General features: G+C 40.0%; 21 protein-coding genes and 1 other annotated feature. All 21 genes read right to left on the reverse strand.

Annotation, left to right across the window (positions count from 1 at the left end; genetic code table 11):
- Window positions 1-13: 13 nt before the first annotated feature.
- The 21 genes from ileS to TV75_RS04655 all read right to left on the reverse strand — a co-directional run bounded on the left by ileS (window position 14) and on the right by TV75_RS04655 (window position 20625).
- Window positions 14-2785, reverse strand: a complete 2772-nt coding sequence (ileS, locus tag TV75_RS04555) for an isoleucine--tRNA ligase (protein ID WP_044337461.1) — start codon at window positions 2783-2785, stop codon at window positions 14-16.
- Window positions 2786-2891: 106 nt separating this feature from the next.
- Window positions 2892-3130 (reverse strand) — a binding site (T-box leader).
- Between the two features lie 50 nt (window positions 3131-3180).
- Window positions 3181-3696, reverse strand: a complete 516-nt coding sequence (locus TV75_RS04560; protein WP_034755815.1) for a DivIVA domain-containing protein — start codon at window positions 3694-3696, stop codon at window positions 3181-3183.
- Window positions 3697-3785: 89 nt separating this feature from the next.
- Window positions 3786-4556 (reverse strand): RNA-binding protein, encoded by a 771-nt coding sequence (locus tag TV75_RS04565; protein WP_044337462.1) that lies wholly within the window; start codon window positions 4554-4556, stop codon window positions 3786-3788.
- 94 nt (window positions 4557-4650) lie between these two features.
- Window positions 4651-4914 (reverse strand): YggT family protein, encoded by a 264-nt coding sequence (locus tag TV75_RS04570; protein ID WP_044337463.1) that lies wholly within the window; start codon window positions 4912-4914, stop codon window positions 4651-4653.
- An 8-nt stretch (window positions 4915-4922) separates the two neighbouring features.
- Complete coding sequence (locus TV75_RS04575) at window positions 4923-5366, reverse strand: cell division protein SepF (RefSeq protein ID WP_044337464.1); 444 nt, start codon at window positions 5364-5366, stop codon at window positions 4923-4925.
- Between the two features lie 16 nt (window positions 5367-5382).
- On the reverse strand, window positions 5383-6057 hold the full coding sequence (locus tag TV75_RS04580) for a YggS family pyridoxal phosphate-dependent enzyme (RefSeq protein ID WP_044337465.1): 675 nt from the start codon (window positions 6055-6057) through the stop codon (window positions 5383-5385).
- Window positions 6044-6880 (reverse strand): peptidoglycan editing factor PgeF, encoded by an 837-nt coding sequence (gene pgeF, locus TV75_RS04585; RefSeq protein WP_044337466.1) that lies wholly within the window; start codon window positions 6878-6880, stop codon window positions 6044-6046. The genes TV75_RS04580 and pgeF overlap by 14 nt, the downstream gene beginning before the upstream one ends.
- Window positions 6881-6930: 50 nt before the next feature.
- Window positions 6931-7218 carry a YlmC/YmxH family sporulation protein gene (locus TV75_RS04590; RefSeq protein WP_044337467.1) on the reverse strand — a complete coding sequence of 96 codons (288 nt, stop codon included), beginning with the start codon at window positions 7216-7218 and terminating at the stop codon, window positions 6931-6933.
- A gap of 394 nt (window positions 7219-7612) precedes the next feature.
- Complete coding sequence (gene sigG / locus TV75_RS04595) at window positions 7613-8389, reverse strand: RNA polymerase sporulation sigma factor SigG (RefSeq protein ID WP_044337468.1); 777 nt, start codon at window positions 8387-8389, stop codon at window positions 7613-7615.
- Window positions 8390-8592: 203 nt separating this feature from the next.
- Window positions 8593-9312, reverse strand: coding sequence for an RNA polymerase sporulation sigma factor SigE (gene sigE, locus TV75_RS04600; RefSeq protein WP_044337469.1), 720 nt, complete (start codon window positions 9310-9312; stop codon window positions 8593-8595).
- Window positions 9313-9365: 53 nt separating this feature from the next.
- Window positions 9366-10292 (reverse strand): sigma-E processing peptidase SpoIIGA, encoded by a 927-nt coding sequence (gene spoIIGA / locus TV75_RS04605; RefSeq protein ID WP_044337470.1) that lies wholly within the window; start codon window positions 10290-10292, stop codon window positions 9366-9368.
- A 451-nt stretch (window positions 10293-10743) separates the two neighbouring features.
- Window positions 10744-11916, reverse strand: coding sequence for a cell division protein FtsZ (gene ftsZ, locus TV75_RS04610; RefSeq protein ID WP_044337471.1), 1173 nt, complete (start codon window positions 11914-11916; stop codon window positions 10744-10746).
- Between the two features lie 41 nt (window positions 11917-11957).
- Window positions 11958-13256: a cell division protein FtsA gene (ftsA, locus tag TV75_RS04615; protein WP_044337472.1), complete on the reverse strand. Its 1299-nt coding sequence runs from the start codon at window positions 13254-13256 to the stop codon at window positions 11958-11960.
- 116 nt (window positions 13257-13372) lie between these two features.
- The gene (locus tag TV75_RS04620) at window positions 13373-13735 is read right to left on the reverse strand and encodes a small basic family protein (protein ID WP_044337473.1); all 363 of its coding nucleotides are present in this window, start codon (window positions 13733-13735) and stop codon (window positions 13373-13375) included.
- Window position 13736: 1 nt separating this feature from the next.
- Window positions 13737-14465: a DUF881 domain-containing protein gene (locus TV75_RS04625; RefSeq protein ID WP_044337474.1), complete on the reverse strand. Its 729-nt coding sequence runs from the start codon at window positions 14463-14465 to the stop codon at window positions 13737-13739.
- A gap of 74 nt (window positions 14466-14539) precedes the next feature.
- The gene (locus tag TV75_RS04630) at window positions 14540-15241 is read right to left on the reverse strand and encodes a DUF881 domain-containing protein (RefSeq protein ID WP_253275485.1); all 702 of its coding nucleotides are present in this window, start codon (window positions 15239-15241) and stop codon (window positions 14540-14542) included.
- The gene (locus TV75_RS04635; RefSeq protein ID WP_044337476.1) at window positions 15225-16010 is read right to left on the reverse strand and encodes a cell division protein FtsQ/DivIB; all 786 of its coding nucleotides are present in this window, start codon (window positions 16008-16010) and stop codon (window positions 15225-15227) included. The genes TV75_RS04630 and TV75_RS04635 overlap by 17 nt, the downstream gene beginning before the upstream one ends.
- 666 nt (window positions 16011-16676) lie before the next feature.
- Window positions 16677-17777 carry a stage V sporulation protein E gene (gene spoVE / locus TV75_RS04640; RefSeq protein WP_044337477.1) on the reverse strand — a complete coding sequence of 367 codons (1101 nt, stop codon included), beginning with the start codon at window positions 17775-17777 and terminating at the stop codon, window positions 16677-16679.
- 113 nt (window positions 17778-17890) lie between these two features.
- Window positions 17891-19240 (reverse strand): UDP-N-acetylmuramoyl-L-alanine--D-glutamate ligase, encoded by a 1350-nt coding sequence (gene murD / locus TV75_RS04645; protein ID WP_044337478.1) that lies wholly within the window; start codon window positions 19238-19240, stop codon window positions 17891-17893.
- The gene (gene mraY / locus TV75_RS04650; protein ID WP_044337479.1) at window positions 19241-20215 is read right to left on the reverse strand and encodes a phospho-N-acetylmuramoyl-pentapeptide-transferase; all 975 of its coding nucleotides are present in this window, start codon (window positions 20213-20215) and stop codon (window positions 19241-19243) included.
- A 2-nt stretch (window positions 20216-20217) separates the two neighbouring features.
- Window positions 20218-20625, reverse strand: coding sequence for a hypothetical protein (locus TV75_RS04655; RefSeq protein WP_052504419.1), 408 nt, complete (start codon window positions 20623-20625; stop codon window positions 20218-20220).
- Window positions 20626-20627: the final 2 nt, after the last annotated feature.

Below are 20627 nucleotides of genomic sequence, written 5' to 3' on the forward strand. Positions count from 1 at the left end.
TCAGCTTTTTCATTTATGCCAAGTGAGAATAACTTTCTTTCACTACTGATGCACATCTTGTACATAGAGTAGGATGATCTTTGTCCTCGCCGACAGTAGGGGTGACAACCCAGCAGCGGTCACATGTTTCACCTTCTGCTTTTTCCACGACAATATTGTTTTCACCAAGACTTAATGCATGATTTGGTGCTTCGTTCACTGCCCCACCGATTTCAAAGGCGGACACGATGAACAATTGTTTTAAGTCTTCCTTAATGGAACCGAGTAAAGCTTTTGTTTCATCATTCACGTAAAGAGTCACTTTAGCCGTTAAAGATTTACCAATCATCTTCTGATTGCGCGCTTCTTCAAGAGCCTTTAAAACATCATCTCTTAACTCGAGGAATGCATTCCATTTTTTCTTCAGCTGATCAGAATTTTTTAACTCCTGCACTTCAGGCATATCTGTTAGTTGAACACTTTCTCCCTCTACTCCCGGGATATACGCCCATACCTCATCAGCTGTGTGTGAAAGGATTGGAGACATTAATTTCGTAAGAGAAACCAAGCATTCATATAATACAGTTTGGATAGCTCGACGCTCGTAATGATCTTCCGACTCGATATAAAGAACATCCTTCGCAAAATCTAAATAGAAGGAACTCAAATCCAATGTACAGAAATTGTTAACTGCGTGATAGATGCTTGCAAACTCATATTTATCGTAAGCATTTCTCACGTTTTTCACAAGATCATTCAGCTTCACAAGCATGAATTGGTCCACTTCTCTTAATTGATCGAAGGATACCGCATTGCTGCTTGGATCAAAGTCAGATAGGTTCCCTAATAAGAAACGGTACGTATTACGGATTTTACGATACACTTCAGCCACTTGCTTCAAGATCGGATCTGATACTCGGACATCCGCTTGATAATCAACCGATGCAACCCAAAGGCGAAGGATATCGGCTCCAAGCTGCTTCATCACTTTTTCAGGAACGACTACATTCCCTAATGATTTACTCATTTTTCTTCCGTCCCCATCAAGGGCAAATCCATGACTTAACACACCTTTATATGGTGCTTTACCCGTCACTGCTACACTTGTAGTCAAGGAAGAGTTAAACCATCCGCGATATTGGTCAGATCCCTCTAAATAAAGGTCTGCAGGACGCTTCAGGTCATCTCTTTCTTCAAGTACCGCCTGATGTGAGGAACCTGAATCAAACCAGACATCCATGATATCCTGTTCTTTCGTGAACTTCCCATTGGGACTTCCTTCATGAGTGAATCCTTCAGGTAGAAGATCTTTCGCTTCTTTTTCAAACCAGATGTTTGATCCATGTTCACGGAAGAGCTTCGATACATGGTCGATTGTTTCATCAGTAATGATTTCCTGGCCATTTTCAGCATAAAATACCGGGATTGGCACTCCCCATGCACGTTGTCTTGAAATACACCAGTCTCCACGGTCTCTGACCATATTGTAAAGGCGTGTTTCCCCCCAAGCAGGAACCCATTTCGTTTCATTGACAGCTTCAAGCAGCTCTTTACGGAATTTATCAATTGACGCAAACCATTGGGCTGTCGCTCTAAAGATAACAGGTTTTTTCGTACGCCAATCATGTGGATAGGAGTGAGTAATAAAGTTAAGCTTTAATAATGCTCCTGTTTCCTGTAACTTTTCTGTAATAGGTTTATTGGCTTTATCGTAAAACAAGCCTTCAAATCCAGGTGCTTCTGATGTCATGACTCCTTTGTCGTCTACCGGACATAACACATCCAAGCCGTATTTCTTTCCTACTAAGAAGTCATCTTCCCCGTGTCCAGGTGCGGTATGAACACATCCAGTACCAGAATCAGTAGTGACATGTTCCCCAAGGACAACAAGTGAATCCCGATCATATAATGGATGTTTTGCCAAGATATGCTCAAGCTCCGCCCCTTTAACCTTTTTGGACACAGAGTAATCTTCCCATTCCAGATTCTTCGCTACTTCTTCTAATAAATCTTCAGCAACAACATAGCTGCTTTCTTTCACATTTACAACGACATAACTTAGATCTTCGTGCACGGCAATTCCCAGGTTGGCAGGAATCGTCCAAGGTGTTGTCGTCCAGATGACTAATTGAGTCCCTTCTTCAAGAACTCCCTTTCCTTCTGTAACGGCGAAACCAACGTAGATGGAAGGAGAACGCTTATCCTGATACTCGATCTCTGCTTCTGCTAAGGCTGATTCACTTGAAGGAGACCAGTACACTGGCTTTTTACCCTTGTAGATATAGCCTTTCTTCGCCATGTCACCGAACACTTTAATCTGTTGAGCTTCATATTCAGGCTTTAATGTAATATATGGATTATCCCAATCCCCGCGCACCCCCAATTGTTTGAACTGAGTACGTTGATTGTCAACCTGTTCATATGCATATTCCTCACACAATTTACGGAACTCAGCAATGGTCATTTCTTTACGCTTGACACCTTTATTTGTTAAAGCCTGTTCAATCGGTAAACCATGAGTATCCCAGCCCGGAACATACGGAGCATGGAATCCGCTCATGGATTTATAGCGGACGATAAAGTCTTTAAGGATTTTATTTAGAGCATGACCCATATGAATATTTCCATTTGCGTATGGAGGTCCATCGTGAAGAACGAATAATGGACGATCACTCGTTCTCTCCTGCACTTTTTGATAAATATTCATGTCTTCCCATTTCTTCTGTGTATCCGGTTCGCGTTTCGGTAAATTTCCTCTCATCGGAAATTCCGTCTTCGGCATCAATAATGTATCTTTATACTCCATGAAATCTTCCTCCTAAACGTTTCTCTTAATTGCCATCTTTTCTATATCCCGTGAATCTTAATCAGGCAATCCCTTTAGCAAACAAAAAAAAGCTTCCTCATCCCTGGAAAGGGACGAGAAAGCTTTTCCCGCGGTACCACCCTCATAAAGATCGAAATCGATCTTCACTTGTATTGATTCGTAACGTGAACAAGACGCTATTCATTACTCTCCAGATAGTGAAATTCATGAATAGAGCTCGAGGGTGATCTTCCGTACCTTTGTTCCTTGTCGGGCTTCCACCGCCCCCGACTCGCTAGAAAGGAAATATTATAAGAAACGTACTGTCCCTGTCTTAGCATTCATTATGACAATTTACATTGTTGTTCAATTATATGAAAATATTGCGCTTTTCGTCAAGACAATGTCTCTTCTTCTTTTAAAGTTTTTAAGTCTGTTGCGTCCAAATCGAATTCCATTAATTGATCCCAGTCATTTGTGTCAAGTAAATCAAGCTGAGCTTCGATTAACATTTTGAAACGTGTCCGGAACACCTTTGACTGCTTCTTGAGCTCTTCGATTTCAATGGCAATCTTACGGGCTTTAGATAATGATTCGTTCACGATGCGATCAGCATTCTTCTCGGCTTCCTTAATGATCAGCTTTGATTCTTTCATTGCATTTCTCTTAACTTCTTCCCCTGCTTCTTGAGCAATGACGATTGACTTGTTTAATGTTTCCTCGATGCTTGTAAAATGACCTAAACGTTCATTCAAGGAGTTTAAACGTTCTTCCGTTTCTTTCTTCTCACGGATAAGAATTTCATAATCTTTAATAATTTGATCTAAAAATTCATTAACCTCATCCTCATCATAACCACGAAAGCCACGACTAAATTCTTTATTATGTATGTCTAATGGCGTTAAAGGCATGGGAGCCACCTCCAGTACTTGGTGAATTACATATTTATTATAACTAAAATTTCGACAGTATGTGGGAGAATTCCTTTATTTTTCGTAAATTATTTCAGTATTCCGACAGAAATTCTCCATTTCTCCCGTTTAGTCCTTCCTTCAATGGACAATAACTTACTTCTTCCGTACCCTCTTGCTGAAAGTACATCGCCAGCTTCTACTTCAAAAGAGGCGTTTTCGACCGTTTTCCAATTGACTTTTACATGATTACTCTTTATTAAGCTTTGAGCTTTTTGACGGGAATCATTATAAACTGCTGCAAGAACGACATCTAACCGCAGGGAACTTACAGTAGTCACTTTTTCCAGCCATTCTTCCTTACTCACGATTCGATCCTTCAAAGGAATATCCTTCAAGGATATCTTTGCCTTCCCTATCTGTGTGAGTTCCATTCGAACGTATTCAGAAATCTCATCTGCAAGCATGAGTTGAATGGTATCATCCTCTGCTAAAATATCACCGAATTTTTCACGTCTCAAGCCTAATGACATAAGAGTCCCTAATACCTGTCTATGTTCTATTGTAACAAACTTAGACGGGTACTGTATTTCAAATAGCCTAATTCCAAAATCTTCTTCTTCAGGCTGAAAATAAGAAGGATACAATAACGCTCTCTTCCTTTCTGTATTCTCAGGATAGAATGAGAGGAGAATTTCGTCGTTATTTCCTATGATCGACTCGACAATATACTGTTGCCTCGGATCCAAAAAGTCTGTTCGTTTAGCAGAATATTGATTTTCCACTGCCAGTTTCCATTCCAGTACAGCATCCACAAACTCTTTTTCATCCGGTCTGAAATGTTGATAAATTGAAGACACACGCACACCTCCTCTGTGATTCACCCAAAATAAAAAAACTGAAACTTTTCAATACGTTTCAGCTCTTTTAAGATATATGATCGCCTGTTTTTAATTAAATAAGCCATCTAAATAATTGGTATAGCCCTGATTGTGCTAAGTTCAACACAATAAATGCCACGATTGGTGAAATATCAATCATCCCGATTGAAGGAACAAAACGTCTAAACGGTTCTAAATACGGTTCGCATATTCTTGCTAAGAACTGCCCGATCGCCGTCTCCCTTGCATTTGGAAACCAGGACATTAATATATAAATGATTAAAGCCCAAGAGTATATTTGAATAAGGTTCGATAAAATTTCATAAAGCAACACCATAATTTACATTACCACCTCGAATCTGATAGGTCTTCTTCTTTTAAGAACTCTGAAATATTTCCGCTTACTTCAACATTATCAGGCGTACAAAGAAAAATATTATCTCCAACACGCTGAATGTCGCCACCAATAGCGTAAACTGTTCCACTTAAGAAATCGACAATGCGTTTCGCTTGATCATGCTGAATTCGTTGTAAATTGACCAGGACAGAGCGTCGATTTTTCAAATGATCAGCAATCTCTTGAGCCTCGGCATATACTCTTGGTTCAACAAGAATCATCTTCGATGACTTTTGGACACTTTGAAGACTTACAACATTTTGTTTCGTATTTGAAAGCTGCGACTTCATGGGCTTCTTCTCCTCGTATTCTTCTTCAAACTTTTCTTCTTCATAATCATACTCATCTTCATCCAGCAAAAAGAACGTCTTAAATTTCGACTTGATACCCATTTGTATTCATCCCCTTTCAGTCATTTCCAACTAATGCAGTTCCAATACGAATAAATGTAGCCCCTTCTTCGATAGCAATCATGTAATCATTGCTCATCCCCATTGATAATTCTTTACAAGGGGCGTATGGAAGGTTTAATGCCTTGATTTCTTCCTGGATTGCTTTCAACTGTCTGAAACAAGTCCGTAAGTATGGTTCATCATCCGTATGTGGAGCCATCGTCATTAATCCTACGACTTTAATATTTGTGAAGTCTTTTAAACTCCCAATAAATTCTTTTACTTCTTGAGGGGATAACCCATGTTTAGAGTCTTCTCCCGAAACATTCACTTGAACAAAACAAGAAACAGGCTTGTCCGCTCTTTTATGAATTTCTTTGGCTAATGACCGACGATCCAGAGAATGTATGTATGATACTTTATCAATGATGTTTTTTACTTTTCTAGTTTGAAGAGATCCAATAAAATGCCACTGGGGTTTGCCCTGTAGAACTTCCCACTTGGAAAGTAATCCATCGTCACGGTTTTCCCCTAAGTGAATGAGCCCGGCTTCAACCGCTTCTTCGGCTCTCTCAATGGAAACATATTTGGTGACTGCTACAACATGTACGTCTTCAGGGTTTCTTCCACTGTTCTTACAAGCATTTTCAATATTTTCTTGGATGATTTTGAATTTTTCAGATACCTTCATCTTTTATCTCCTTCCAGCCAATAAAGCTCATGATTCTTCCTGTTTTCCCACCATCTCTTCTGTAAGAGAAAAACTCATTGTGACAGGATGAACAATAACTAGAAGTGTGGATTTGTTCAGCATTTAAACCGGTTTGTACTAAAAGCCGTTCATTCAACTTCTTTAAATCGAGGTAATACTGTCCCTCTTCCTTTAAATTATAGGGTAAGTTGTTTTCATCTTCTAGTGTTTTTTTCACTTTATCAATCACATGGTCATCAACTACATAGCAATTTTTACATATGGATGGCCCGATCACAACCTCCAGAGAAGACTTGGAGGCCCCTTGCTCCATGAATGCATCGACCATTTTAGGCCCGATTTGTAAAACAGTCCCCTTCCATCCGGCATGAGCCAATCCGATTGCACCCGATTCTTTGTCGAGGAAATAAAGTGGAACACAATCCGCATAACACATCGTTAATAGAATATTCTGATTCCATGTAATAAAGCCATCAGTATCTTTAATGCTGGTATGATAATACTCTGCACCTTTACCCTTGTCTACTTTCCCTACTGTGTGGATGTTATTTCCATGTGTTTGTTCAGCAGCTACCCATGATCGTACGGGCATGAATAAACTTGAAGCAAGTAATTGACGATTATGAATCACCGAGGATTCATCGTCACCCACGTGCAATCCCATATTGAAAGAGTGAAATGGTCCGGTACTGACACCCCCCCATTTTGTCGTGATCCCTGCAACTAGCCTTGGATTTTCTTTCGTCCATTTCTCTATAGAATAATAAGATTCTGTTTCTCTTTTAAAAGGCTCCTTCGACACGTTAAATCTCCTTCGTTTTTATTTAGTGTACCATAGACTTTGAAGATTCGTCATGTATCGGGGGATTGTTTCGGTTCCTGAAGCTGCCCTTGAATATAATGATTTTCTTTATATCGTACCAGAATAACATCCTCCCCGATTTTCACAATGCTGCTCCAAGGAATCACAATATCTTCCTCTTTACCGAAGAATCCCAATATCTTCCCTCCACCTCCGATGACAATGGCTTCAATTTTTCCGGTATCCAGGTTAATTTCTATATCCCCTATATTCCCTAACTTACGTCCGTCTGAAATACTCACGACATCTTTCACCTGAAACTCAGATATACGCACCATCTGTTTTCACCCTCACTTCTTATTGTTTTTCATTGTGTACTATAGTGTCAAAGACTGTTGATTCTCCTAATTTAAGTAGTTATAACTAGTGTATGCAGCAAAAGAAAAGGCAGACCTTCCCGAAGGAGTTCTGCCTTTCTTTTCTTTGGTCAGCTACGGCGGCTAGCCCCTCGAGGTCACAACAGGAAAACCCCATAAGGCAAAAAGCGCCTTTTGGGGTTTTCCTGTTGTACTTGTCGGGGCTGAACGAGCCGCCTCCGCTTTTCTTTGTCCAGCTACAGGGCTTAGAGGCTCGAGGTCATAAGTCGAACCATCCAAAAAGGCAAAGTGCGCCTTTCCGGATGGTTCGCCTTATGCTTGTCGCCTCTGGGCAAAGCCCTTCCGCTTTTCTTTCTTATTGAATATTTTTGTTCATTTGTTTGATTGCTGCTTTTTCCAGACGTGATACTTGCGCCTGAGATATGCCGATTTCATCAGCGACTTCCATTTGAGTTTTCCCTTGAAAGAAGCGTTTACTGATAATGAGTTTTTCACGATCATTTAATCGCCTCATCCCTTCTTGAAGAGCAATCTCTTCAATCCAATGGAAATCACGGTTCTTTTCGTCGCTCAGTTGGTCCATTACAAAGATTGGATCTCCACCATCGTTATAAATGGGTTCAAATAGCGAAACAGGATCTTGGATGGCATCTAACGCAAATACAATTTCTTCATGAGATACATCAAGTACTTTAGCTATTTCTTCAGCAGTCGGTTCCCTGGATGTTTCACCCATTAATCTTTCTCTTACTTGCAGAGCTTTGTACGCAATATCTCGTAGTGAACGGGATACTCTTATAGGGTTATTGTCTCGTAAATATCGACGGATTTCTCCAATAATCATCGGAACCGCGTATGTAGAGAATCGAACGTTCTGACCTAAGTCAAAGTTATCAATTGATTTCATTAACCCGATACACCCTACTTGAAATAAATCATCAACATATTCACCACGATTATTAAAGCGTTGAATTACACTTAAGACGAGGCGCAAATTCCCATTTACAAGTTTTTCTCTTGCGGTAATGTCGCCCGCTTGCATTTGCTTGAATAGTATTCTCATTTCATCATTTTTGAGAACTGGTAATTTGGAAGTATCTACACCACAAATCTCGACTTTATTACGTGTCATTCTTTCCCCTCCTTGTAGGAGCTGCTGTACAAAATTCAGTATTTCCTTGAAGAGGAAAAATATGCATTTCATTCTGCCAAGTAATGGTTCACACTTTCCAAATCCCTTAAGTTATCTGGGTAAATTCGTCATAAAAAATTTTTAAATTCTTATAATGCAAAAAAAGCTGACCTTCTCGATCGAAAAGGTCAGCTTTGACTCATTTATACCATTTTATTAAATTCCTTCTTTAGACGCTTAATAATCCTCTTTTCCAATCGAGAGATATAGGACTGGGAGATGCCAAGCATATCCGCTACATCCTTCTGGGTCTTTTCTTCTTCTCCCATTAAGCCAAACCGGAGCTCCATAATTTGTTTCTCGCGATCAGAAAGCTGATGAAGGGCGTTAAAGAGTAATTTTTTATCTACGGTTGCTTCAAGATCTTTTGTTATAATGTCTTCATCTGTACCGAGTACATCTGATAACAGTAATTCATTTCCATCCCAATCAATGTTGAGGGGCTCATCGAACGAAACTTCAGATCGGATTTTATTGTTTCTTCTTAAGTACATAAGGATCTCATTTTCAATACATCTGGAAGCATACGTAGCTAATTTGATTTTTTTCTCTGGATTGAATGTGTTTACCGCTTTAATCAAACCAATCGTCCCGATACTGATTAAGTCTTCAATATTAATCCCGGTATTTTCAAACTTTCGAGCAATGTATACGACTAGCCTTAAATTGCGTTCAATCAATAGTGAACGTGCCGCCTTGTCTCCATTGGGCAATTTATTAAGTAGTACTTCTTCCTCCTCTTTCGTCAATGGAGGGGGAAGTGCTTCACTACCACCTATGTAGTAAATTTCATCTGTCTTCAGCCCTAGTTTGATTAACAGTTTGTACCAATAGTATAAAAATTTAAATTTGAATTTTTTCATTGTTGCTCCCCCTTCTATTTCTTTAAATTGTGAGTATAGTAGTAATAATTGATTTAAGAAACGTTAAGTACCGGCTTTCGAGAAGCCATTTTCGGATGAACGATCGCCTGAAAATTACCGTCTGCTGATAGCGGATCCTCTCTGAAGGCAATCAGCCCATTTGGGATCGTCCATTCTGATTCATGATCCTTCATTATGAGAGAATCAGGCTTTATAGCGGCAAGAAGTTGACTTTTTCTTCCCACTGATTGGGCGGGAACAATTCTCATCCGGTCAGACCAGCGTGGATCAATAGATTTTTCACCAGAGAAAATGTCATCAACATCGTGGCAAAGTGCCATCACTTCACTTGGAATTTCCCCCTCTATTTCAGCTATTGACAGGATCATGACCGGGCTTTTGGATATGGGGTCTTGAAGTTGATTCCCACTATCTACAAGGCCGTTTACGGTACAATGAAAATCTTCTATTTTTACGCTTACTTTCAGAAGCTGGTCATACTGTATCTTCACATGCTCAATACTATCTACTCTCCCCTTAGAAAAATACCAGGCAAGAGGCAGGGCGAGCATAACAAATACCCAACTTATCGGATCTCCAAATCCACGGATACTCGCGAGTAGCATGGATGATTCTGCACTAGGGTCAAAACTTATAAAATAATGAGTTCCAATTAAAATCCCACCGGTAAAAAAAGTAACAAAATAAAACATAAGCAGGTTTGACAAGTAATAGCGCAATCTTCTATACCCAAATGCTGTGTATACCATGATGATTGAACACAACAATTTCATAAGAGGGTTTCCTGCAAGATGCGCATAAGGTGAAAAGGCAAGGAGAATAATGATCGAACCTATCAAACCGCCTATTCCAATTCTCCATAGGGCATATTGTCTCTTTAAGATGATCCCAGTTAACCATAATAAGAAAAAGTCTACTAACAGATTCAACAACCAGATGACATCCAGATATAAGGTCAATCTCTACCCTCCTTTTGAAACTTCATCCAGTTACCTTTACATGAATTTCGAGATAGGAATGACTTATGAGAAGTATATCGTACATACCCTTTAAAAGGTTGTCATTTTTTGTATGCTTCAGAGGAAAACTTTTCAGAGATTAGAACGAAATATGTCACTAAATATATTCCTGATTCAAGGTATAAAGAATGCTTTGTGGAGCGGGTTTTGATTGGAGGTTAAGTAGAAAATAAATAAGACAAAAAAATCCCCAGAGGCATTAATTGCCTTTGGGGATTCCTTGTTGTGCTTGTCGCTCTGGGCAAAAGCCCCTTCGCTTTTCGTTTGTCCAGCTCCGGGGCTTAGAGGCTCGAGGTCATAAGCTAAGCCACCCAAAAAGGCAAAGGACGCCTTTCCGGGTGGCTCATCTTATGCTTGTCGCCTCTGGGCAAAAGCCCCTTCGCTTTTCAGTTTATCGACGACGGTTACGGTTGCGAAGGAAGGTTGGGATGTCCAGTGTTTCTTCCGCTCCCTGATTTTGATTGGAAGAAGTCCTCACCGGCTCTTGGTGTTGAGGCTCTTCACGTTTAGGTTGCTCGCGCTTGATAGATTGGCTTGGGTTCGGGTTTGGACTTTGATTTGGTTTCATTCCACCAAATGTAGGTCGAGTTTGCTTTGAAGGTTGAATGACCTCTTCGTTAAACCCGGTTGCAATAACTGTTACGACGATATCATCTTTTAAATCTTCGTTAATAACGGAACCGAAGATCATGTTCACTTCTTGATCTGAAGCAGATGCTACAATGTCAGCAGCTTCCTGGACTTCATATAGACTTAAAGACGTACCACCTGTAATATTCATCAGAACACCTTGTGCCCCATCAATGGAAGTCTCAAGTAGTGGACTTGAAACGGCTTTTTTTGCGGCTTCAGTAGCCCGGTTTTCACCAGATGCTGCACCGATACCCATTAGTGCTGAGCCTTTGTTAGACATGATCGTCTTTACGTCGGCAAAATCAAGGTTAATCAGACCAGGTGTAGCGATTAGATCTGAGATACCTTGTACACCTTGTCTTAAAACGTTATCAGCTTCACGGAAAGCTTCAAGCATAGGCGTGCTCTTATCTACAATCTCAAGAAGACGATCGTTTGGAATAACGATAAGGGTATCCACTCCTTCTTTCATTGCAGCGATACCACCGCTTGCCTGATTTGAACGCTTTCTGCCTTCAAAGGTGAAAGGTCGTGTCACAACCCCGACTGTTAATGCACCGATCTCACGGGCGATTTGAGCGATTACCGGAGCTGCACCAGTTCCGGTACCTCCACCCATTCCAGCCGTAACAAAGACCATGTCCGCCCCTCTTAGGGCTTCTTCGATTTGTTCTTTACTTTCTTCAGCAGCTTTTTTACCTACTTCCGGATTGGCACCTGCACCTAATCCTCTAGTTAATTTACCACCGATTTGCATTTTTATTTCAGCTTTTGATAGATTCAGAGCTTGCGCATCTGTATTAACAGCGATAAATTCAACACCCTGTACGCCATGCTCAATCATTCGGTTTACAGCGTTATTTCCTCCACCGCCGACACCGATAACTTTTATTGTCGCTAACGAATCTAAATTTGTATCAAACTCCAACATGACAAATCCTCCTAACTCATCGAATCTATGGATTCCTTTATTTATTCAAAGAAGTATCCAAAGAACTTTTTCACTTTTGACATGGCCTTTTCATCTTCATGTTCTTCTTCTTTAACCTTTGCAGGCTTTGGCTTTTTATTAGCTGGTTTCGATTGACGTTTCTCAGCAGCCTCTACAGGCACTGGTTCTGCACTAACAGATCTTCCTTGTAATCTAGCATTCTTTTGAGCGTATTTGATCAATCCTACTGCGGTCGTATACTGAGGTTCTCTAACTCCAATATAGTCCGGAATTGCCACTCGTACACGATTTTGGAAAACGATTTGTGCTAATTCTAACACACCTGGAAGATTTGCTACACCACCAGTTAACACGTATCCACCCGGCAGGTCTCTTATCCCCATTCGTTTCAGCTCATGGCTGATTAGGTCTAAGATCTCTTCCAGCCTTGCTTCTATGATATCAGAAATTTCTAATTGATTAAATTGCTGATGTTGATCACTACCAATAATTGGTACGCTGAACACTTCATCTTCTGATGCATGGTCATAATAAGCATGTCCATATTTGGTTTTGATTTTCTCTGCATCGTCAGTCGAAGTTCTTAAACCGATAGACAAATCCTTGGTAATATGTTCTCCCCCTACAGGCAGTACAGTTGTAGCTTTTAAGTGACCTTGTTCAAAAACAGCTATAGTTGTAGAGCCGCCTCCAATATCGATTAAGGCAGCACCGAGATTCTTCTCATCTTTTGATAAAGCAACAGAACCAGCTGCCAGAGGCTGAAGAACGATATCTACTATTTCAAGACCCGCCTTTTCTACACAACGGAGAGTATTATGTAAAATCGTCTTTGATCCCGTAATGATGGTGCCTTCCATTTCCAGTCGAACACCGATCATGCCCCGGGGATCTGTAATCTCATCCAATCCATCAACAATGAATTGCCTTGGGATTACATTGATGATTTCTCTTTCTGGAGGAATAGAGACAACCTGGGCTGCATCCATCACTCTTAGAACATCTTCATCGCCAATTTCCCGATTGTCACTTGATACTGCCACCACACCATGACACGATTGAAGGGACACGTGGTTGCCAGTAATACCTACGATGACTTGGCTTATGGATAAACCAACCATCCTTTCCGCTTGTTCAACTGCTTTCTTGATTGTATGAACAGTTTCGTCTATATCTACGATGGAACCTTTTCTGATTCCTTCTGAGTTCACATTTCCTACACCGATAATGTTTAAGGAATCATTTGACATTTCACCAATGATTACTTTTACTGTGGATGTACCGATGTCTAGGCTAACGTAAATTTCATTGCTGTTCACTCTATGGCACCTCCTTAAAGAATGTTTGTTTGGAACAACAATCCTAGAAAAACACTATTCTAAGTATATCTTAATTATGATATTCGTCGTAACAAAAACGATTCCCTTTTAAAATTCTAATTTTTTTCTCTTTTTTCTTGTTTATTTGACCAATTGCTAATAAGTATTCTTCTGATCACTGCAATGTTCTGGAATAATCTCACTCCAAAAGCAAATACAGCCGCCAGATATAAGTCTACACCAAGATGTACACCTAGAAAAGCTAAACTTGCTGCTAGTAAAATATTAAAAAAGAATCCAGAAACAAAGACCTTGTCATCATAAATATTCTGGAGGTGGGCCCTTATCCCGCCAAATAATGTATCCAATGCTGCCAGGACGGCGATTGATAAATAATTCGAGTACTCATCTGGAATTCTAATATCTGTAAGAAGCCCCAATACGACCCCTACCAGCAACCCTAAAAGGGGAAGCCACATATTACCCGTTCCCTCCTCTTTCCTTAACCGGCTCCATTAAACGGACCCGTATGGTATCTTCATATGGTGGAACCACCACTTTTTCTAAAGGCTTTGAAATAGAGACTCGAAGATTATCGATAAAAAAGTCCTCCACAGACTGTGATACCTGCATCCGGTTATACAATTCTTTTGCAGAGTCTAAATCTTTGGTTAAAACTCTCACTTCAAATGGAATTGTCTTAATTGAATAACCATCCACCTTGGTTTCTCCATTAATATCCCTGATGACCGAGGTATTGATTAAGCGATGGCCATCTATGGAGATGTCCATTGCATCGTAACGATTCAGCTCATTCACAAGTCTTTCCAACAGTTCCGGTGATACGCTTTGAACTTTTTCCCCAAGCAGGACTTCTTCCATGGCAGGTTCAATCGTTAAGATGACACCAGCTCCTGTTTTCTCAGTCAAACCCACTTCTGTTTTCAATTCCTCTAACGTTTGTTTTAACGCTCGTTCTGGACTTGACTGCTGTTCTGTCTTATATTGTTCCAACTTCGTCTCAACAGCACGCATTTCTGCATAAAGATTGGAGTTGACTTCTTTTTCTTTTAATAATGCATCTCGTAGTTCCCATATATCTCGTGTATCCCGGACAACAGGTTCTTTGACTGTTTGGAACTGTATAGCAATCATAAACCCAATAATAATCGTAATAATGGTGAAGCTTACCTTTAATTTGTTGTCCATTCATTGCACCTTACTTTCACATCTAACCCTCATCACTTGGTAACAGATCGAATCGGCAATTCGGCATCTATTGCTTAGGATTCGCTGATGCTTGGTTCTAAAATAACGGTATTCTTTTTTTCCAGTTTAAAAATAATGTTATCATTTACAAGCTGGTCTTTAACCCCGCCTGTGATGTTCATGGATGAAGATAATACTTCCGGATCTCCGATAGCTGTAATTTCAAAGGGAGCAGGATATTCGATTCCATCAATTTGAATAACGGGACCGTTACACAGTATGTATGAATCATGCTTTAACCTTTGTCCATTTATCGCTACGGCAGAAGCCCCGGCAATGTATAATTCATTGATCACCTTAAAGACATGGTGCTCATGAACGATATAATTATTGGCGTTTTCTTCATTCGGATCGTAATCAGCGTCTGATAATGTTACGTTCACCCCGGGACCTTGCACTTTCGTTTTCCCCAGGTACATACGATACTTCTCCGCATCTTCTGCCAGGTTAAAGTAAATTTGTTTCTCTTTAGAAAATTCCTTTTCCATGTTGACGACCTTTTCCTGTTTCTCAAAGAGTTCCTCTTGAAGATTATTATTCTTCTGCTGATACTCAAGGATCTGATCTCTCAATGCTTCTTCCTGTTTCCACTGACCATTCGTTCGGTTCCCAAGTTCCGCTTGTTCTGTGTTAGCAAGACTAAATGAAAAAGCAAGGATGAAACCTAACACCAGACATACAAGAGAGAGGATTACATGCTTACCTCTCACCCTCATCCTCATCATCGCTTTGTTCACCTTCCGTTTCATATGCTCTGAAATAAGAACCTACCTCTAAATCAATGACTCCTTTAACTGAAGGATCAAGTTGACTGACAATGGACGGGTAATGGACCATCTTCTCTGAAAAGGTCCTGATGGTAGCACTCACTTCGAATCCATCATTCATAAATAAGGTCAAATGATATTGGTCTGTTTTCTTTGGAACCAGGTTAATTTCCGAAATGAGATGCTGAACTTCTTTCGGAAGTTCCCCTAATTCTTCCACCATTTTCACCAGTACCTTATCTTCCTCGAAACCTCTGAGTAAAGGAGCGTCCACAGGTATTGATTCCGTGCCTTTATTCAGGACCTCCCCATTCTCTAATATGACAAAGAATTTATTACCTTTCGAAAGATATGCCTTTTTGTCATATTCTTGGATGTGTACTTCAAAGGAATTAGGAAAGGACATCTTCACCTTCGCATTCTTCACTTCAGGGAGCTTCTTTAATTGTTCCTCAGTTTTGTCTTTGTTTACGCTCCACAAATTCATACCGCTGTCAATTCCACTATACTGAAGGACCGTCTCATTTGAAACAAGTTCATTCCCGTGTACCACCACTTCTTTCACATGACTTAAAGGTGACTGAAAGTAAACAACCGATAGAATCATGAGTAAGAATAAAGAAAGTAGAAAAAGCAGCCTGCGATTCGCTTTCTTTTTTCGGTGTTGTTTTAATTTAGGAATACGATCTTCAAGGGAAACAACATTTTCTTTTTTCATTTCGTTCTCCTCAATTTCACTTTGTATTCATTAAGTCATGAATAAAATATTCTCTCCACGTCTTATAATGAAAGTACTCTTTACATTGGGATACCTTTCATTCTATATGAAGGCAGCAAATGTTAAAAGAGGAACAGAACGTTATTTTCTGCCATATGACATAATGTTGAAAAAGAAACCCTTATGATTCAGTTACAGGATGGATATTCTGGAGTTTAGCCTCTAAAAATCACTGCTCAAATAATCCAGCCATATCTAAGATACATCACCCACAACACTTTTCGTATATGTATTTCCAGTGACCGTTTCAAAAAGAGGACATCCTTACTATTACACTCTTATACTCTATTTTAAACAACAATTTCTATATAATGAAAGTATGTCATTGAATTGTAAAAGTTTTTACTAACAAAAGTAATAAACTCTCCTTTATTTTGAAAAGGTCTGATCATAATGCATTACATATATGTAATTAATTGTAACATCCCACTTTTAAATATCCTATCGTTATTTCAATAAAAAACATAGGAATTTATGCGTTTTTTCGTTAATCAAAAAAGAGACTGACCATTAAAGACAGGAGGACATGAATGATGCATTCCTGACAATCAGGCCTTTACCATTCACTTCTTCCCGGCTTTTACTGTCAATCTCCTTGTTAAATCGTTACTGTCTCGTATAGCGGCTAATATTCAGCAACACTCCGACAGCCATTAGCATGAGGGTCAACGAGGAGCCCCCGTAGCTAAGAAACGGGAGGGTGATTCCCGTAACAGGCATAAGCCCTGTTACAACCCCTACATTGATCATTACCTGGATCGCAATCATTGACACGATTCCTAACGCCAGAAAAGTCCCGAATAAATCAGGAGCCCCCAAAGCGATTCTAATGCCTCTCCATAAAATCAATGAAAACAGAAGCAATACAAGCGTCCCACCAATAAAACCGAGCTCTTCTGCTAAAATAGCAAAAATAAAATCATTTTGAGGTTCTGGCAGATAGAAGAATTTCTGCCTGCTTTGTCCCAGACCTAATCCAAACAAGCCTCCCGGACCGATTGCATATAGTGACTGAATAATTTGGAAGCCACTATTCAATGGATCTTGCCATGGGTCTAAAAAGGACGTTATCCGTGCAATGCGATAAGGTGCAGATATAACAAGTCCAATGAATCCGACTAATCCAATCATCCCCAGGCCTACAAAATGCATGACCCTCGCCCCTGCAATAAAGATCATCACTACTGAAGTACCAACCATTACAGTACCCGTACCCAGATCCGGTTGTAGCATGATCATTCCAAAAGCAGAGAATACTAAGAGAAGCGCCGGCAGGACTCCTTTTCTAAAGGAAGTAATATACTTTTGGTTTTCCGATAAATACTTTGAGAGAAACGCAATCATGGCAAGTTTCATAAATTCTGAAGGCTGAATGGAAAAAGCACCTACTCCTATCCAGCTCCTGGAACCATTCCTTAGAACCCCGATACCAGGGATTAACACCAGTACAAGAAGGACAAAACAAATGATGATGATGATTTTCGCCCAACTTCTCCATGTCCAGTACTCCACATTCATGATGAAGAACATAGCGACTAACCCTACACCTGCAAAGAGCACTTGCCTTTTTGCGAAGAAAAAGGAATCTTCGAATTTGTAATCAGCCCAGACAGCGCTCGCGCTGTACACCATGATCAAACCAATTGCAAGTAGTGTGAGTGTAACCATAATGAGTATAAAATCGGGAGTCGATTTTTTTAAAGGCAATCCTAAACACCTCGAATAGACAAATTTAGAGCCGTTCGAGCATAGAAAACTACTTATCTTGGATTGGTGTACTGGTTGTTAGAGTATTGATGCTCTTCATAGACAAGCCCCTATTAAAGCTTATGCACCGCTTCAATAAAAATGTCACCACGTTGTTCAAAAGTTCGATATTGATCCCAACTTGCACATGCAGGAGACAATAAAACAACATCTCCACTTTCAGCATGTTCAAAAGCAACAGGAACTGCCTTTTCAACATTATCGACAGGAATAACAGTTTGTATCCCTGCCTTTTTACCTGTTTTAACGAACTTCTCGGACGTTTCCCCGAAGGTGATCAACGTTTTTACATTCTTCAAATATGGAATCAGGTCATCGAATTCATTTCCCCGGTCCAAACCGCCAGCCAGCAGGATGGTTGGACCCTCAAACGCATGCAGGGCACTTTTCGTCGCCAGACTATTCGTTGCCTTCGAATCATTGTAAAACTTTACACCCTTCACTTCACGAACGAATTGTGTACGATGCTTAACACCTGTAAAAGTCCCAAGTACCTTCTCAATACTTTCATTTGGCACTCCGTAAATTTTGCATGCAGCAACCGCACAAAGGATATTCTCCAGGTTATGCGCACCAGGTAAAACAATAGAAGCTACCTCAACAATCTTCTCACCTTTAAAGTAGATAGCCCCATTTTCAATATAGGCCCCTGCCGCTACTTCTTCCTTTGTTGAGAAGGGAATCAATTGTGCTTTTGTAAAGGCGACTGATTCTAAAACATGTTCTTGATCTGCATTAAAGATCAAATAATCATCTTCTGTTTGATTTTTCGTTATATTGGATTTCGCCTTCCAATATTCATCCAAGTCACCGTGGTAATCCAAATGTGCATCATATAAATTCGTAATGATGGCAATATGAGGAGCGAACTCTTCAATCCCCATCAGCTGGAATGATGAGAGCTCAACCACCATTTTTTCATCTTCTTTCGCTTCCTGAGCTACTTCAGAAGCGACCGTTCCGATATTTCCTGCAATAAGAGGTTTTTGGTTGGCCTCTTTTAGCATTTCGAAAAGAAGTGTCGTTGTCGTGGTTTTACCATTGGTTCCTGTAATCCCAATCATTTCTGCATCAGAAATTAAGTAGGCAAGTTCCACTTCTGTCAGAACGGGGATGTTTTTTTCGATTGCTTTCTTTATTAATGGGTTGTGATAGGGTATTCCGGGGTTTTTAATCACATACTGGAAGCCTTCATCAAGAAGTTCGATTGGGTGGCTTCCGCAGATCACTTTAATGCCTTCCTGAAGAAGCCCCTGCGCTTCAGGATTATCAGCTAATGGTTTTTGATCGTTTACCGTTACAAATGCTTCTAACTTATGTAGAAGAGAGGCAGCACTAACCCCACTTTTTGCTAAACCTAATACAAGAACTTTTTTATGTTTGAACTTCGTTATCTTCTTCAATTATAACCACACCTCAATATAGATTCCTAAAACGGCAAATAGCAAACCGACAGTCCAAAACGTTACAACAACACGCCATTCAGACCAACCGACTAATTCATAATGATGATGCAACGGGCTCATTTTAAATATTCGTTTTCCTGTTGTCTTAAATGATGCGACCTGTAAGATGACGGAGAGCGTCTCGATGACAAATACTCCACCGATAAGAATTAAGATGATTTCCAATTTGGTTAGAATGGCAATCGTGGCGATTGCTCCTCCTAAGGCTAGAGATCCTGTATCCCCCATAAATACTTTAGCAGGGTGGGCATTGAATACTAAGAAACCTAGAACCGCTCCAACTACTGCCACTCCGAAAATCGCTACGTCATATTGGGATTGATTCCAGGCTAATACAGCCAGTGCACCAAAGGCAATGGCGCTCGTTCCTGATACTAATCCATCCAACCCATCTGTTAAATTGACAGCGTTAGAAAATCCAACAAGCCAAAAGATAATGAATAAACAATAAAACCAACCTAATTCAAAGGAAAAATCCGTTAACGGAATCGAGACCGTAGTCGGAAAGTCATTTTGCTTAAAGATGAGATAAAAAATGACAGAAATGACAATCTGACCTAATAGCTTTTGCTTAGATGTCAGTCCCAGGTTCCTCTTCATCACAACTTTAATAAAGTCATCTAGGAACCCCAATAACCCAAACCCGACGGTCACAAGAATCATTAAATAGGTTTCAGGACCTGGCTCTGAATATTTCCCTATCATTACAAATGTAGTAATCACGATGGAAACTAAGAACACAATTCCACCCATTGTCGGTGTACCAGTCTTTTTTTGGTGAGACTGGGGGCCTTCATCACGGATGCTTTGCCCAAATTTCAATCTTCTCAGGAAGGGAATAAAGACAGGTGCAAGCAATACGGTTATGAGAAATGCCATGATGATTGTAAAGAAGATCACTTGTTCCATCATTATTATTCCCCTCCTTTTCCGTTGGATTCGTTCAATAATACGTCCATTGTGTGATTTTGTTCTGGTTCGTTGTTAAAAATAAACTTCGTCATAATTTCCCACTTTTCTTGATTGTAATTTTGTTTGTAATTTTGTAGTAAGTCGATGTATGCCTTGTAAACATCTTCAACAATGAATAATGGAAAGTGGTTCGGAACAAATGAAGGTACTTCTTTATTCTTTGGCCAAAGGGAAGCAATCGCTCCTTTTTCAATACTTTCAAAAAGGTCTATTTCATCACCAAAAGGGACGTATAGTCCCTTCTCCATTCCCATACTAGTTGAATTTGAAACTACTAGAAACGTAAAGCCTGGTAGAAGTATTCCTGATGTTTCAGGAAATAATTTCTTTACATCATCATAAAAGAGCATTC

It is taken from the genome of Rossellomorea aquimaris, from assembly GCF_000935355.1.
Taxonomy (GTDB): Bacteria; Bacillota; Bacilli; order Bacillales; family Bacillaceae_B; genus Rossellomorea; species Rossellomorea aquimaris_B.